Raw genomic sequence first — 13,716 nt, 5'->3', positions numbered from 1 at the left:
ACGAGGAAACAGCCGCGATGTCCACCGCCGAGGCCCCACCCGCCGACACCACGACGCCCGCCCCTGCGGCCGCGCCGTCGGCCGCCGAGTTGAACCAAATCCTGGCGAAGATGGCCGAGTTCGCGCAGCTCATGCCGCAGTCGGCCGCGACGGGGGCTGCCAACCCGATCGACTTCCTCCGCGACGTGCCGGTGACGATCACCGCCCAACTCGGCCACGTCGTCCTGCCCATCGGCGAAATCTTGAAGCTCGGCCCAGGGGCCGTGCTGGAACTGGAAGAGTTGGTGAGCCAGCCGGTGCAACTGACCGTCCGCGGCGTGCCGTTCGCCACCGGCGAGGTCGTGGTCGTCGAGGACCGTTTCGCCGTGCGAATCAAGCAACTCCTCCCCGCGAAGGGCGGGGCCAAGCCGGCATGAAGCCACTGACGACGCTGATCGTGTTCGCCCTGCTCGCCGGCCCGCTCCGAGCGGCCGATCTCGACTATACGCCGCCGGTCACGCCCGCGCCGCCGGACCCGATGAGCTTGCTCGTTCGCCTCGTCGGCCTCACCGCCCTCACGCTCGCCATCTGTGGTGGATTGATCTGGGTTACCCGCCGCGTTACGAAGCCGAAGACCGGCCCGGTGAACGACCGATTGGTGATCGAGAGTAGTCTGACGCTGAACACGTGGGCGAGTGTCCACGTCTTGAAGGCCGACGGACAGAGTGTGGCCGTGACGACTGATGCCACGGGCATCCGCTCGATTGTCGTGCTGAGTGAGAAGTTCGAAGAATTGGTCGGCGAGGTGGAGTAAGCACGAAGCCCCGGCACAATTGTGCCGGGGCTTCTCACGTTGTCACACGTTATCGGATGATGTTCGCCAGTTCTTGCAGCGTGTCGTTGGCCGCCGAGATCGTCCGGGCGTTCACCTGGAAGCCCCGCTGGGCGATGATGAGGCGGCTGAACTCGACCGCGATGTCCACACCCGCCCCTTCGAGGGCACCGCCCGAGATCGCCCCGCGGCCGCCAGTGTTGGCGGATCCGATCAAGGGCTCACCGGACCCGGGGCCGGTCGAAAAGGTGTTCGTCCCCGCACGGATCAGGCCGCCCTGGTTGTTGAACGACGCGATGGCGAGTTGGGCCACGGGGACCGTCCGGCCGTTCGACGACAACCCCTGGATGGTACCGTTCGCGTCGATGGACACCGACAGGAGCGTGCCCGACCCGCTGCCGTCCTGGGTGACCGCCGCCCCGTCGGTTGCGTCCCCGGTCTGCGTCAGGCCGGTTGACTGGCCGGGCGTACCGAAGTTCAGGTTGACGGTCTGCGTGGCCGCCCCGGCGATCCCGGTAATCGATATCGCCAGCGAGGCGGGCGAGAGCAGTTTCCCGCTCGTGTCGAAGGTCACGGAGGTCGGCGGTAAGGTGACCGTCGCGTCGGTCGCCGTGGCCGACACGCTGTACGTGTTGTCGGCCGTCTTCGTGAACGACACGCTCAAGGTGTGGGATCCGCTTTGCGAGTCGAAGAACTGAATCGGCGTCAGGTTAACGGCGGGGTCGCCCACGGCCGTCTTGCTGCTCACGTTCCCCCGGAAGGTGACGTTCGACGTCGGCACGCCCGGCACGCCGGACCCGATGGGAACGCGAATGTCGTTATTGCCCGCGACCTGGAACCCCGGGAGCGTCGCCGACCCTTCGCCCGCGGTGCCGGTCCGCTGGATGCGGTTGCCCGTTGACGGCTCGACGAGGAACCCGCTGGAGTCCACGTCGAAGTTGCCCGCCCGGGAGTACAATTGGCCGGTCGGGGAGCGGAGGACGAAGAAGCCGTTGCCGCTGATGGCCGCGTCGAGCGACCGGCCGGTCGGGTTGACGGCCCCCTGGGTGAACTGCGTGTCGATCGTGCCGACCGTCACGCCGTTACCGAGCTGCGAGGCGTTCGTCCCGCCGGACCCCGTCACGCCCGCGGCCGAGCCGCCGTCGAGCAGTTGGTAGACCTGGTCGCGGAAGAGCGTCCGCTGAGTTTTGTAGCCGGTCGTGTTCAAGTTCGCGAGGTTGTTACCGACCACGTCGAGGGCCGTCGAGTTCGCCGCCAGGCCGCTCGCACCGCTGAACAAGGCTGCCAAAGTCATCGTCGTCACTCCTTGATGTGAATCACGGTAGAAAAATCGCGACCGGCCCCCGCCGGCCGCAGTTGGTTACTGGACGGAAAGTACGCTATCCAGGCCGACGCTTGCCGTGCCGATTTTCAACACGAACTGGCCGTTCTCGACGGCGACGGAACTCACCGTCCCCGTGGCCGGGGTGTTCCCGTCCGCCGGCGTGTACTGCACGGTCCGGCCGACGAGGTCCGCCCCCTGGGTCAGTTGTTGCAGTTTCAAATTCTCCGAGAAGCTTGCGTTCAGCGATTGCAGGCTCGTGAGCGTGTTCAGTTGCGTCAGTTGGGTGATGAAGTTCTGGTCGGACACGGGGTCGAGCGGGTCCTGGTTCTGAAGCTGCGTCACGAGCAGGTTCAAGAACTGGTCCTGCGAAATCGCGGAACTCGTGGCCGAAGCAATCTGGCTCATGTTCGCTCCTCCTCCTTTTGGGCTTACACCATCACGTCGAGCGTTCCGGTTCCGTCCGGAAGGCCCCTCGCCACCGACCGGCGTGGCGACTGGCTCGTCGAGGCGACCTGGCGGAACCCGCCGAAGGTCGGCTCCCCTTGGGCGTCACTTTCGGCTTGTCGGCCGCCCGTTTGTCCGCCGCCCGTACTCACGTCGAGGTTCGGCAGATTCAGGCCCGCGTCGGCCAACCGTTGACGGAGGTCGGGCAGTTGGCTCTCGACCATCTGCCGCACGGCGTCGTTGGACACGACGACTTCCGCACTCATCCGGTCGCCGTGGGCGACGATTTTGATCTTCACCGGGCCGAGTTCGGCCGGGTCGAGCCGAATTTGGAACTCGACCTTCCCATCCTTCTCGGCGATGCTCGCGTGCGTCACGATGCTGTCGCTGAGTTGCGCGGCCGGCGATGGCGTTTGCGTCGTTGCGACCGCGGGAGCTTGTGGCGGCGGGGCGTCGACGGCCTGTGGCACGAGGCCCGCGACGGGCGTGTTCGTCGTGGCCGTGAGGTCGGTTCCGTTCGAGGAATCGACCGGCGTCGATTCGCGGGCCGTCGCGGCCGGGCTTCGCCCGTTCACGTTGGCGAACAGGGTGCCCGTTTGCGTCGGCGAGGACGCGTTCACCGCGGTCGGCAGGATCGTATCGACCGGCCGTTGGCCCGCGACAACCGCAGCGGGGACCGCGACGGGTTGGGCCGTTTCGGTCGAAGCGGCGACCGGCAATGGCGATTGAACCGGAACGGCCGCGGGTGGGACGATGGTCGGCTGAACCGTGGTCGCCGTCGGTGCCGTTATCGTCGGTGTCGGTGCCGTCGTCGGGATGGCCGTGGCGGTTTGAACCGCGGCCGGGGTCGTTGCAGGATTCGCTGGGGCCGGAGCGTGTTGTTGCAGCACCGTCGCGAACGGCGAAGCGGCCGCGGTGGTCGGCGGCGTAGGAGCGGCCGGTGGCGGTGTGAAGTTGGCCCGCAGTTCGAGGGTCACGCTCAGCGGTTGGCCCGCCGTCACGGCCGGCGTCGGCTGAACGGGGTCGGTGGCGGCCACGGCCGGGAAAACCGGCGGGTTGGCGGCGGCGGGTGGCCCACTCGGAAGGCCCTGGTTCGGGTCCACGACGATCGGAGCTTGGGCCAGAATCGACGGTGTGCGGGCCGCCACTCGGGCCGTGTCGCCGGGCGTGGCCGCCGTCGTGGTCGTCAACGCGGGAACCGCCGCGGTCTGGGCCGGGGTTGTCGGATTCGTCTGCGTCGGCGGGGCGTTCGGGTCGGTCGTCGCGGCCGTCGGCGTGTTCGCCGTCGTCGTCGCGGGGAGGGCCGTGGGCTGAGTCGTCAGGGGCGTCGTCGTCGGCCGGTTCGGCGATTGGGCGAGCCGCAGTTGGTCGGCCCGCGACCGGGTGTCGGTGTTCGTCGTGGGCGGAACGGTGACGGCTGTCGTTTGCGTATCAGCCAGGGCTGCGGTTCCGGTCGCGAGACTCGTGTTCGCGGTCGCGTCGGCGGGCACGAAGTCGGTCGTCGCCGTCGGCTGCGTGGTCGTCAGGGCCGCAAGGAGAAGGCCGAGGGCGCTGTTGGTGTCCGTCGTCGCGTCAGTGGTATCTTCGTTGGTCGCGAGCGAATCGAGCAAATTTCCGGGCAACACATTGCCGTCGGTCGTCGATAAGGTAGCGTCGGTCGAAGTCGTGGTGGTCGCGGTCGTCGTGGTTGCTGTTGCCGTGGTCGTCGTTGTTGCGGTGGCGTTGGTCGGGGTGGCCGTTTGCACCGAGGTCAGGACGTTCTGAAAATTCGCCTGGGCCGGGGTACTGGAGTCGTCGCCCGGGGCGGCCGACTGGTTCGACGGCGTGAAGGTCAGCCGCGGGGGCAACGAGGCAGCCAGAAGGTCAGCAGATGTCACAGGCATTGTGTCAGTGGTGCGTCGTGCCGTACAGGCGGTCGAGGCTTCCTTTCCGAACCAGGGCCGTCACTTCCGTATGAAGCCCATTCAACCGATTCTCGCCGAACTCCGTCAGCTTTGCAATTTCCTGCTGCAATTGTGCGCCATCAATCCGGGCCCGCTCCCGCTCGTCGGCATCAGCCGAGGCGAGTCGGTCTTGTAATAGAGCGACTGACTGCGACAATCGGGCCAACAGGTCGTCGAATCCGTGGCCGCCGGTCAGTCGCTCGCGGATCGCGGTGAGAAGTTCTTCGGTCGTCATCGTTAAGCACTCAATACTTACTACGTGATGTTCCGCCCGCAGGGGAAAAGCCCGATATTCCGGCAGGAAATCTACTTCGATTTCCGCCGGGAGCGTAGTTGTTCGAGATTAGTCTCAAGTTCTTGAATCGACTTCATCGTGCTGAGCTGCCAGACGGCGTACTCGGCGAGGAATTCGTCATCTTTGTGGTCCGCAACCTCGCGGAAAATCGCCGCTGCCTCGCTCAACTTGTTCGTCTTTCGCAGGCAACACGCCGTCATGTACTGGACGAACGCCCGGTCTTCCTTTGGTAATGCATTCGTGTCGATCAGCTTGAAAGTCCGCAGAGCAGCATCAACGTCACCGGAGCGGAAGTAGTTCTGGCCCGCTCGTACCGCGTCAACAGGCTTTGTGCTATCGTCCGGGGTGAATTTTGGCACCGGAGGCGGAGCCACCGGCGGTTCCTTCCCAACCCGGGTGGGCGGTGGCATCGGTGGGGCCGCGGGGGCCATCTTCTTCTCGCCGACGCGCTTGACCAACTCCAGCAACTGCGCCCGCAGTTTCGCCCGCTCGGACGCTGTGCCTGGCGGCTCGGCCAAATCCTTCGCCATGGCGTCCCGTTCGGCGGCCAGAGCTTCCAGTTCCGTTCGCAGTTTCCGCGGCTCGTCGAGCGGCTTCGGCGGCGGCAGCACCGCGGGCGGGTCGGCCGCGATGCTCAAACCCATCAGGGTGGCGAGTATCGTGCCGGTGGCGGCCGATCGGATGGCGAGTTTGCGCATGGTCGTTCCCCTCGTTTGGGGGCTATACGCGGCCGGCGCGATTTTCGCAAGGCACAGTTCGGGGGTGGCGCGAGTTCGCCGCCTCCCTGAGTCATCGGTCATTGTCCGGCAAAATTTGCCACCCCGCCAGTCCCAATCTGCCGGTGACGCCGATCGTCCCGACGCGCCGCCGGTTTTTCCCCGACGACGGCAGGCGTTCGACGCACGCTGTTCGCGACGGCAGACGATGCTGAGAATTGGCCTCCCAGGAGTCGATTCGTGAACCGCTACTTCCTGCTCGCCGCTCTCGGCCTCGGCCTCGGCTCGCCCCTCGCACGGGCGGACGACGATGACGACCGCCTGGCCCTCCGGTTGGTCGCCGTGGTCCGCGACCCGCGGTTGAAGACGACGCAGCGGGCGGAGGCGGCTCACACCCTCGCCAAGATTGGGCCGAAGGCACACGCGGCCCTCGATGAACTGCAACACCAGCTCACGCTGTTGCGGAAGGCCGAGCAAGAGGACTTACAGGAAGCGGTGGCCGAAGCCCTCGGGGCCATCGGGGCCGCCGCGAAACCGGCGCTGCCGGTGCTGGCGAAGACTACCGGCCGGAGTACCGACATCGACCTGGCCGTGCGTGGCGCGACGAAGCAAATCCTGGGCAGTGAAGACCGCCGCGACCTGGCCGGGCTCATCGAGCAGTTACGGAGCCGCGACGAGGGCACCCGGTTGCGGGCCGCGAAGGTTCTCGGCACGCTGGAAGCCGGTGCGGTTACCGCGTTGCCGGCACTGACGGCGGTGCTGAGCGACTCTGACGGCGACGTGCGGCGTGCGGCCGTGGCCGCGGTGCGGCGGATTCAGCCGACCGCGAAGCCGTCGAAAGAATTGATTCAGGCTTACGTGCTGGACCTGGGCGATACCGACGACAACGTGCGGCTCTCGACCGTGCGAACGCTCGGCAAACTCGGCCCTGCCGCCCTCGACGCGAGCGGGCCGATTCAGAACTTGCTCACCGACCCCGACAAGGACGTGCGGAAGGCCGCCGCCGACGCGCTCGTCCGAATCACCGGCTCGTCGTAAGCATCCATTCACCCTCTTCCCCGGCTTTTGAGGGGGAGAGGGCCGGGGTGAGGGGGAAGACGTTCCTCCGCCCGAGACGATTATCCGCGGGGTAAAGGCTAGCCCCTCACCCTAGCCCTCTCCCCTCAAAGCCGGGGAGAGGGAACAAAACTTCTACGATCACCGCGTCGTGATCGTTCTCGCCCGCAGTTCCTCGCCGAACCGTTGCGAGAAGATCGCCGCCCCCGGTTGCGTCAGGTGGAAGCCGTCGGCAATATGCGGATCGGTCACCCACTGCCGCGCGTCGATCCACGGCACATCGAACTCGCGGCACATCTTCGCCAGAAACTCCTCCCCCGTTGCCAGCACGTCCGGCGGGTACCACGCGCGGAACTCGCTCGATTCCGGCAGCCACGCGAAGGTGACGGGGATGCCCCGCTCGCGGCAGGTCGTCAGCATTTCTCGCGTAGCCCGCTCGGCCTTCTCGTGGATGCGGAAGTGGTTGAAGAGTTCGCCGTAGTATTGTCCGGCCGCTTGATGGCGGGCGGTCCGCTCGGCCGGCGGCGGGTCGTCCTCGAAGCCCGGCAGCCAACCCCAATCGTCGAGTTTGTGCCACGGGCTGTCCAGCCGGCGGTCGTAGGTCAGCCACCCCGGCACCACCTGACTGACGACCCGCAGGCGGTGCTCGTACCACGGGCTCTTGCGAACGTGCTTCATCGTCGCTTCCGCGAGCGGGGCGTCGTCGTAGTACTCCCGCGCGAACGGCACGTCCTGCGGCAGCAGTCGGTGTTTGTCGATGCGGGCTTCTTCTGCAAACGGTCCGTCTTCTCGCAGGAACGGCGGCCAGAACTCCAGCACGACCGCGTCCGGCTTCACGCCGTCGTTGAGCATTCGGCGGAGCGTCATCACCTGCATCATCGGCCCGCTGCCGACCTGGGCGAAGTTGAAAACCACCGGCCCGGCGTCTGCGTTCGCGACCATTGGCCGAAGCCCCATCGCGGTGCGAGAACTGCCGAGCATCACCACGAACGGCCGGCCGGGGTTCTCGTCTTGTCTCGCCTTCACGCGCGAGAGTCGGCGGCCGTACTCGGGGTCGCGGACCGTGGGGAAGACGCGGTCCATGCCGACGGCGAAGCCGAAGTTCAGCGCCAACAGCGTTGCGAGGAAGACCGCGACAACCGCCCGCGGAGACCGGCGGCGCGATGATTGGCGAACCGGCGGCGACACGACGACCGCCGCGGCTTTCACGCGAAGGGCGGGACCAGTGGCGGGCGTGAGCGTCGTCATCGGCGGGTGGCCTCGTAAGCCTTCGCGAGTTCGTTGGTGAACAGGGTCGCCCCCGGCCGCATCATGTGGTGGCCGTCGCTGAACATCTCATCCGGCACGCACTCGCGGGAGCGAACCACCGGCACGCCGAGCGTGTTCACGAATTCCTCGAACGCCCGATTCGCGTCCGGCCGGTACGCGGCCCGCAACGGGGTGGCCTCGGCCGTGATGAACGCCGTGACCGCAATTCCGCGCTCGCGGCACATCGCGATCGTGTCCCGCAGTGCTCGCTCGGCCGACTCGTTGAGCGTGTCGTGGCCGAGCGGTTCCGCGTACTGGATCAGCGTCCGCCGCAGGGCCGTGGGCTGTTCGTTCGGCGGCAGTTCGACGCCCTCTACGAAGCCGTAGGCGTCGTTGTCGATGCCGAGGGTCAGGCCGAAAGGGCAGGGGAGCCACCGCACGGCGTAGCGGTTGAGGGCCGGCAAGCGGTACGCATACGCGGCCGTGAGCCAGCCCTGCCAGCCGAGGTGCGGCACGCCGCCGGCGTCGTGGCCGAAGGCCGCGAGCCGGTCCGGCTCGCCCGGCCGCAAGCGGTAGCCGCCGAGCCAGTGCCCTTCGAGTTCGCCCGCCATCAGGGCGGGGTGGAGTTCCAGCAGAACGCAATCCGGCCGCACACCGGCCGCGAGTAACCGCCGCAGGTAGAGGGCATTCGTCAGCGGTCCGCCGCCGGGCGTGCCGAAGTTGAACGCGAGCGTGTGCGTCGTCTCGCCGAACTGCCGGGCGTCGAACCCGAGGTGTGACCGCGAACTGCCGAGCAGAAGTACCCGCGGTTGCGGTGAATGCCCCGCGAAGAAGTCGCGGTGGCGTTCGAGCATCGCGAATTTCTCTTCGAAGACCGGGTCGTTCAGCGGCAGCCAACCGTTTCGCACCGCCGCGTTGAAGGTCGCCTGGGCCAGCACGAACACAGCGATGCCGCAGACGATGGCGACGCGGGCCGATCTTCTCCCTCTCCCCCGGCTTTGAGGGGGAGAGGGCCGGGGTGAGGGGGGTGAACTTTCCGGTAGTCTGGAACGAGTCTCGGTTGTGAGGGCAGTGTATCCCCTCACCCTCACCCCCTCAGAGCCGGGGGAGAGGGGATCAGAGTTCGTCGCCGTGGATGGGAAGGGTTTCACGCTAGTTGTGCTCCTTCCGCCACGGCAGGATGACCTCGCGCGTCAGGCGGTCCGAGAACGCCTCCGCGCCGACGCGCAGTTGGTGGTGGCCGTCGGTGAAGGCGTCGTCCGGCAGCCACTCGCGGGCGTCGATGGCGTCACAGCCGAACTCCGCCGCGGTCTGTCGCACGAACGCCGTGAGCCGGTCGCGAACGGCCGGCGAGTACCAACTGCGGAACTCCGACCCTTCCGGCATCAGCACCAGTTTCACCGGCACGCCGTTCTCGCGGCACTCGCGCAGCAACGTACGGAACGCTTCGACGGCCGGGCCGCCGGGCTTCCAGTCGAACAGCAGGGGCGTGTACTCCGCGCGGGCTTGTTCCACCGCGGTCGCCCGCTGCTCGGCGGTCAACGTCTGGATCATCGGCGTGCTCCAACCGTGGGCGTCAGTCGTGCGGCTCCAGTCGTGCCGCATCGTCCACGGAATCCAGCTTTGCAGCACGCGGCCGAGCAATTGGAATCGCAGGCCGTACCACGGTGTCAGGGTCGATTCGCGCCACCGGCCGCGGACCGTCTCGGCGTCGAACCCGAGGCCGATGACCGTGTCGAGTTCGCGGTGCGTCAGCCGGTCGGCGTACAGCCAGCGACTTTCCTGCGGGCCGGCCGGCAGGTCGGTGAGCATGCTCGGCAGGATTTCCAGCAGGAGTAAGTCCGGCTTCGTCCCGTCGCGGAACAGGCGGCGGGCGTACAGCAGGTGCGTGATCGGCCCCGACGCGGGCACGCCGAAGTTGAACGCGGTCGTTGATCGACCCGCCTCGCGGAGTTGCCCTTCGACGCGGCCGGCGTCGAACGCAAAGATTGATCGCGAACTGCCGAGCATCATCACGAGCGGGCCGCGGTTCGGTTCGCGGAGCTTCGCCTGAAGTTTCGCGAGTTTGTCGCCGTAGAGCGGGTCGCGGATGCGGGGGTACAACTCGGCCGCGAGGCCGAGGCCGGCGCTGAGGGCGGCGATTGCGAAGAGGGATGCGATCACGACGGCCCGCGCGTGCCGTCGCTTCGCACGCGGGGCGGTGCGAAGCGGGCGGCGGGCGGCGAACAGGCGTGGCAGCGTTTGCGGCATTAGAACGTGAAGTAGATGAACGTCTTCCCGCCGTCCGGGGCGAGGACCATCGCGACCGTCAGGCAGACGGCGTAGCCGACGCCCAACACCGCGGCCGGGGCACGCTCCCAGAACTTCTGCCACAGGCCGCGGGCGACGAGCAGGTGGCACAGCAGCACGAACAGCACCGTGTACCACAGACTGCGGTTGTGCAGCGGTAGTGTCAGGCCGTCGTACAGGCCGAACATGCGTTGCAGCATCGTGATCGACTTCGCACATTCCGGCCGGAAGAACACCCAGCACAGCGTCACGCAGGCGAACGTCAGGCCGACCCGCGCCGCCGTGCCGACCCAGGTGTTCAGCGCGGCTTCGAGTTTCGGCTTCGTCACGCTCCACGCGCGGAACTGCCGGTGAATCACGAGCAACAGACCGTGCAGAAGACCCCACACCACGTAAGTCCAGTTCGCCCCGTGCCAGAGGCCGCCGAGGATCATCGTGATCATCAGGTTGCGGTTCGTCACCCACGCCCCAGCACGACTGCCGCCGAGCGGGATGAAGACGTAATCGCGGAGCCACGTGCTGAGGCTGATGTGCCACCGCCGCCAGAACTCGGAGACGTTCGCGGCGAGGTACGGCATGTTGAAGTTCTGCGTCAGCTTGAACCCGAACAAGTGGGCAATGCCGAGGGCCATGTCCGAGTAGCCAGAGAAGTCGCAGTAAATGCGGAGCGCGTAGGCCATCGCCGCGAGCCACAGGGAACTCGTGTTGTGCAGTTCCGGCATCAGGAACGGCCCCGGCTGTGCCCCGGTGCCGTCGGTGAACACGGCCATGCGGTCCGCGATGGCCAACTTCTTGAACACGCCGAGCAGGAACAACTGCAAACCGACCTGCACCCGCAGCCAGTTCCACCGCTTCACGCGGTGCGCTTGCCACAGGAAGTCGCCCGCCCGCACGATCGGCCCGGCGACGAGGTGCGGGAAGAACAGGATGAACAGCAGGAAGTGCGGCAGGCTCCGCTCGGCCCGAATCTTCCGCCGGTACACGTCGACGGCGTAGCTGATCGCCTCGAATGTGTAGAACGAGATGCCGAACGGCACGATGATGTCGAGCGGGCTGAGCGTGCGATACCCGGCGTCGAAACCGACGCGGCCGACGAGGTCGTGGAGTTCGTTCAGGAAGAAGCCGCGGTACTTGAAGTAGCAGAGGATGCCGAGGTTCATGCCGACGCTGGCGAACAGCAGCAGCTTCCGCACCCGCGGCCGTTGACCCCGGTCGATGAGTTGAGCGAGGAAGAAGTCGGCGATCGTCGTGCCCGTTACCAGCAGGGCCAGGCTGGCGTTCCAGGCGGCGTAGAAGTGGAAGCTCGCGATGACGAGCAGCCACACGCGGGCGGTGTTCATCCGCCGGGGCACCGTCCAGTACGCGACGGCGACGACGAGCAGGAACAGCAGGAACGCTTGCGTGTGGAAGAACGGCTCCGGCAACTGCTCGTGGAGCCAGCGGAAGTACGGCAGTTCGAGTGCCCACCGGGCCTTCTCGATGCGCTCCGGCGCGTGGGCCGCCTCGTGAAACGCCGTACTGAACGCGGTCGCGCTGGTGGCAATCATCCTTCGACATCCTTGTCGCGGAAATACGAGAAGCGGGATCGTAGCGGAGATCGGAAAGCCGGGTCAAGGCGGCTCTGCGGAAAACCGGTCGTCGGGGAAAAAAGCACGGCGGGGACAAGCCCCGCCGTGCGCAATTCTTTTTCAGCATCAGACTCACGTGCCCGGCTTCGGCGTGATCTTGAGTGCCTTCTTCTCCTTCATCCGCATCACCGTGATCTCGATCTCGACGCCGGCCTTCTGGGCGGCGAGGGCGGCCATGTAGTCGTCGATGTTCTTCACCGGCTTGCCGGCGATGTCGATGATGAAGTCGCCCGCCTTCACGCCGGCCGCCTCGGCCGCGCCTTCCTTGAGCACGTCCTCAACGAGCACGCCCTTGCCCTCTTCCTCGTAGTTGCCGGGCATCACGCCGAGCCGCGGCATCTTGGCCATGTTGCGGGCGCTGGTGTCGGTCGGGTCGCTCCACCGGCCGGTCGTGGTCAGGTAGTTCGGCCGTTCCGGGACGGTCGCCAAGTGTGCGGCGATGATCTCGCAGAACTCGACGATCTTCTCCATGCCGACCATCTCGATCTTGTCCGGCGTGTCGGTCGGGCGGTGGTAGTCCTTGTGCGTGCCGGTATGGATGAACAGCACCGGCACGTTCTTCTGGTAGAACGACTGGTGGTCGCTCGGGCCGGTGCCGCCGGGCGTCTTCAGGATTTTGAAGTCGAACCGCTTGTTGACCGTGTCGACGAGCTTGTCGAACCCGTCGCTCGTGCCGACCCCGCTGGCGACGACGCGGAACTTCTTCTTGCCGCCTTCCTCAATCGTGGCCGCCCGGCCGACCATGTCGAGGTTCAACATGAACACGGTCTTGTCCAGCGGGACGAGCGGTTCCTTCGCGTAGTGCATCGAGCCGAGCAACCCGCGCTCCTCGCCGGAGAAGGCGATGAACACGATGCGGCGGCCGAAGCGGTTTTGCATCTCGCCGAACCGGCGGGCGAGTTCGAGCAGGCTGGTCGTGCCGGAGGCGTTGTCGTCGGCCCCGAAGTGGACCTGCCCCTCGCCGGCGCGACCGGCGAGGCTGCCCTGCGAACTCGTGCCGAGGTGGTCGTAGTGCGCGCCGATGACGATGGTTTCGTCCGCCAGCGGGCCGCTGCCGGGGAGGACGCCGACGACGTTCTTGCACGCGATCGGGTCGCGGTTGATCGTGAGTTCGGTGGCGATCGAGTACCCCTTCAACGGCACCGACACCGGCTTCATTTCCTTGTCGATGGCCGTCTCGACGTCGGCGAGCTTCTTGTCCTGGGCGGCGAGGAACTTTTCGAGGACGACGCGCTTGACCTGGAGGACCGGAATCTTCGCCGGCGTGCCGCCTGACCGCCGCAGGTCCATGAGCGGGTCGTCCGGCTTGGCCCCGGTGCGGTCGTTGACGAAGACGATGCCGGCCGCCCCGTTCTTCTCGGCCAGTTCAACCTTGGCGACGAGCGCGGCACTGTTCGCCAGGTCGCCGACGAACGGCGTGTCCTTCTGCTCGGCCTTCGGCGTCTTGCGGAGGACGACGACGACCTTCCCCTTTACGTCCTGGCCGGCGTAGTCGTCGTACTTCAGCTTGTCGGTGTTGACGCTCAGCCCGTAGCCGAGGAACACGAGTTCGCCGCCGCCCTTGCCGCTCGCGGACGTGCCGAGGATGGCGTACTCGTCGTTAAACTTCCACTCGACGCCGTCCTTGCCCTTTTCGGTAAGCGTGACCTTGTTCGGCGTGCCGAGCTGCGCGCGGCCGGTGACGGTGAACGGCTGGAAGTAGCTGTCCTTGTTGCCGGGTTGGATGCGGGCTCCCTTGAAGACCTCCACGATCTTGTCGGCCGCCTTGTTGATGCCGTCGCCGCCGATGCTGCGGCCGTTGCACTCCGGACCGGCAAGGTAGCCGATGTCCTTCTTCATCCGGGCCAGACTTTCCTCCGGCGTGACGGCCGGGCAGACGCTCGCCGCCCCCATCAGGGACAAACAGGCCAGTAAACGCTTCATGAGTGCGCCACTCGAAAATGGGAATGAGAACGGCCGCGG

Annotated in this window: 13 protein-coding genes; 3 read left to right on the top strand and 10 right to left on the bottom strand. The window is 66.7% G+C overall.

The annotated features are described in order from the left end of the window. The first annotated feature begins 17 nt into the window (after positions 1 to 17). Positions 18 to 416: a FliM/FliN family flagellar motor switch protein gene (locus tag PX52LOC_RS00805; protein WP_149108289.1), complete on the top strand. Its 399-nt coding sequence runs from the start codon at positions 18 to 20 to the stop codon at positions 414 to 416. Then, the gene (locus PX52LOC_RS00800; RefSeq protein WP_149108288.1) at positions 413 to 793 is read left to right on the top strand and encodes a hypothetical protein; all 381 of its coding nucleotides are present in this window, start codon (positions 413 to 415) and stop codon (positions 791 to 793) included. Before PX52LOC_RS00805 ends, PX52LOC_RS00800 begins: the two co-directional genes overlap by 4 nt. Positions 794 to 842: 49 nt before the next feature. Here the strand turns inward: PX52LOC_RS00800 and PX52LOC_RS00795 are convergent, their stop codons facing one another. The 5 genes from PX52LOC_RS00795 to PX52LOC_RS00775 form a co-directional block, all read right to left on the bottom strand. Next, positions 843 to 2,105, bottom strand: a complete 1,263-nt coding sequence (locus PX52LOC_RS00795; RefSeq protein WP_149108287.1) for a flagellar hook protein FlgE — start codon at positions 2,103 to 2,105, stop codon at positions 843 to 845. 66 nt (positions 2,106 to 2,171) lie between these two features. Beyond that, the gene (locus PX52LOC_RS00790) at positions 2,172 to 2,540 is read right to left on the bottom strand and encodes a flagellar hook assembly protein FlgD (protein WP_149108286.1); all 369 of its coding nucleotides are present in this window, start codon (positions 2,538 to 2,540) and stop codon (positions 2,172 to 2,174) included. A 23-nt stretch (positions 2,541 to 2,563) separates the two neighbouring features. After that, positions 2,564 to 4,456, bottom strand: a complete 1,893-nt coding sequence (locus PX52LOC_RS00785) for a flagellar hook-length control protein FliK (protein WP_149108285.1) — start codon at positions 4,454 to 4,456, stop codon at positions 2,564 to 2,566. Positions 4,457 to 4,466: 10 nt separating this feature from the next. Then, positions 4,467 to 4,757: a hypothetical protein gene (locus PX52LOC_RS00780; protein ID WP_149108284.1), complete on the bottom strand. Its 291-nt coding sequence runs from the start codon at positions 4,755 to 4,757 to the stop codon at positions 4,467 to 4,469. 71 nt (positions 4,758 to 4,828) lie between these two features. After that, positions 4,829 to 5,515 (bottom strand): hypothetical protein, encoded by a 687-nt coding sequence (locus PX52LOC_RS00775; protein ID WP_149108283.1) that lies wholly within the window; start codon positions 5,513 to 5,515, stop codon positions 4,829 to 4,831. A gap of 258 nt (positions 5,516 to 5,773) precedes the next feature. Between PX52LOC_RS00775 and PX52LOC_RS00770 the strand changes: the two genes are divergently transcribed. Then, positions 5,774 to 6,571, top strand: a complete 798-nt coding sequence (locus PX52LOC_RS00770) for a HEAT repeat domain-containing protein (RefSeq protein ID WP_149108282.1) — start codon at positions 5,774 to 5,776, stop codon at positions 6,569 to 6,571. Between the two features lie 159 nt (positions 6,572 to 6,730). Here PX52LOC_RS00770 and PX52LOC_RS00765 read toward each other — a convergent pair whose 3' ends face one another. The 5 genes from PX52LOC_RS00765 to PX52LOC_RS00745 all read right to left on the bottom strand — a co-directional run bounded on the left by PX52LOC_RS00765 (position 6,731) and on the right by PX52LOC_RS00745 (position 13,677). Beyond that, on the bottom strand, positions 6,731 to 7,837 hold the full coding sequence (locus tag PX52LOC_RS00765) for a DUF1574 family protein (protein ID WP_149108281.1): 1,107 nt from the start codon (positions 7,835 to 7,837) through the stop codon (positions 6,731 to 6,733). Beyond that, complete coding sequence (locus PX52LOC_RS00760) at positions 7,834 to 8,781, bottom strand: hypothetical protein (protein ID WP_149108280.1); 948 nt, start codon at positions 8,779 to 8,781, stop codon at positions 7,834 to 7,836. The genes PX52LOC_RS00765 and PX52LOC_RS00760 overlap by 4 nt, the downstream gene beginning before the upstream one ends. 208 nt (positions 8,782 to 8,989) lie before the next feature. Beyond that, positions 8,990 to 10,087 (bottom strand): hypothetical protein, encoded by a 1,098-nt coding sequence (locus PX52LOC_RS00755; RefSeq protein ID WP_149108279.1) that lies wholly within the window; start codon positions 10,085 to 10,087, stop codon positions 8,990 to 8,992. After that, entirely contained in the window at positions 10,087 to 11,673 is a 1,587-nt protein-coding gene (locus PX52LOC_RS00750) for an MBOAT family O-acyltransferase (protein ID WP_149108278.1), read from the bottom strand. Before PX52LOC_RS00750 ends, PX52LOC_RS00755 begins: the two co-directional genes overlap by 1 nt. A 153-nt stretch (positions 11,674 to 11,826) precedes the next feature. Beyond that, positions 11,827 to 13,677, bottom strand: coding sequence for a M28 family peptidase (locus tag PX52LOC_RS00745; protein ID WP_149108277.1), 1,851 nt, complete (start codon positions 13,675 to 13,677; stop codon positions 11,827 to 11,829). Positions 13,678 to 13,716: the final 39 nt, after the last annotated feature.

This window comes from Limnoglobus roseus (assembly GCF_008254045.1).
GTDB classification, from domain to species: domain Bacteria; phylum Planctomycetota; class Planctomycetia; order Gemmatales; family Gemmataceae; genus Limnoglobus; species Limnoglobus roseus.
This window is presented reverse-complemented; position numbering and strand designations above follow the sequence as displayed.

Bases quoted from the DNA above. Each gene is read 5' to 3' on its own strand.
- PX52LOC_RS00805 (WP_149108289.1), top strand. From the start codon at position 18: ATGTCCACCGCCGAGGCCCCACCCGCCGACACCACGACGCCCGCCCCT.
- PX52LOC_RS00800 (WP_149108288.1), top strand. From the start codon at position 413: ATGAAGCCACTGACGACGCTGATCGTGTTCGCCCTGCTCGCCGGCCCG.
- PX52LOC_RS00795 (WP_149108287.1), bottom strand. From the start codon at position 2,105: ATGACTTTGGCAGCCTTGTTCAGCGGTGCGAGCGGCCTGGCGGCGAAC.
- PX52LOC_RS00790 (WP_149108286.1), bottom strand. From the start codon at position 2,540: ATGAGCCAGATTGCTTCGGCCACGAGTTCCGCGATTTCGCAGGACCAG.
- PX52LOC_RS00780 (WP_149108284.1), bottom strand. From the start codon at position 4,757: ATGACGACCGAAGAACTTCTCACCGCGATCCGCGAGCGACTGACCGGC.
- PX52LOC_RS00775 (WP_149108283.1), bottom strand. From the start codon at position 5,515: ATGCGCAAACTCGCCATCCGATCGGCCGCCACCGGCACGATACTCGCC.
- PX52LOC_RS00765 (WP_149108281.1), bottom strand. From the start codon at position 7,837: ATGACGACGCTCACGCCCGCCACTGGTCCCGCCCTTCGCGTGAAAGCC.
- PX52LOC_RS00755 (WP_149108279.1), bottom strand. From the start codon at position 10,087: ATGCCGCAAACGCTGCCACGCCTGTTCGCCGCCCGCCGCCCGCTTCGC.
- PX52LOC_RS00750 (WP_149108278.1), bottom strand. From the start codon at position 11,673: ATGATTGCCACCAGCGCGACCGCGTTCAGTACGGCGTTTCACGAGGCG.
- PX52LOC_RS00745 (WP_149108277.1), bottom strand. From the start codon at position 13,677: ATGAAGCGTTTACTGGCCTGTTTGTCCCTGATGGGGGCGGCGAGCGTC.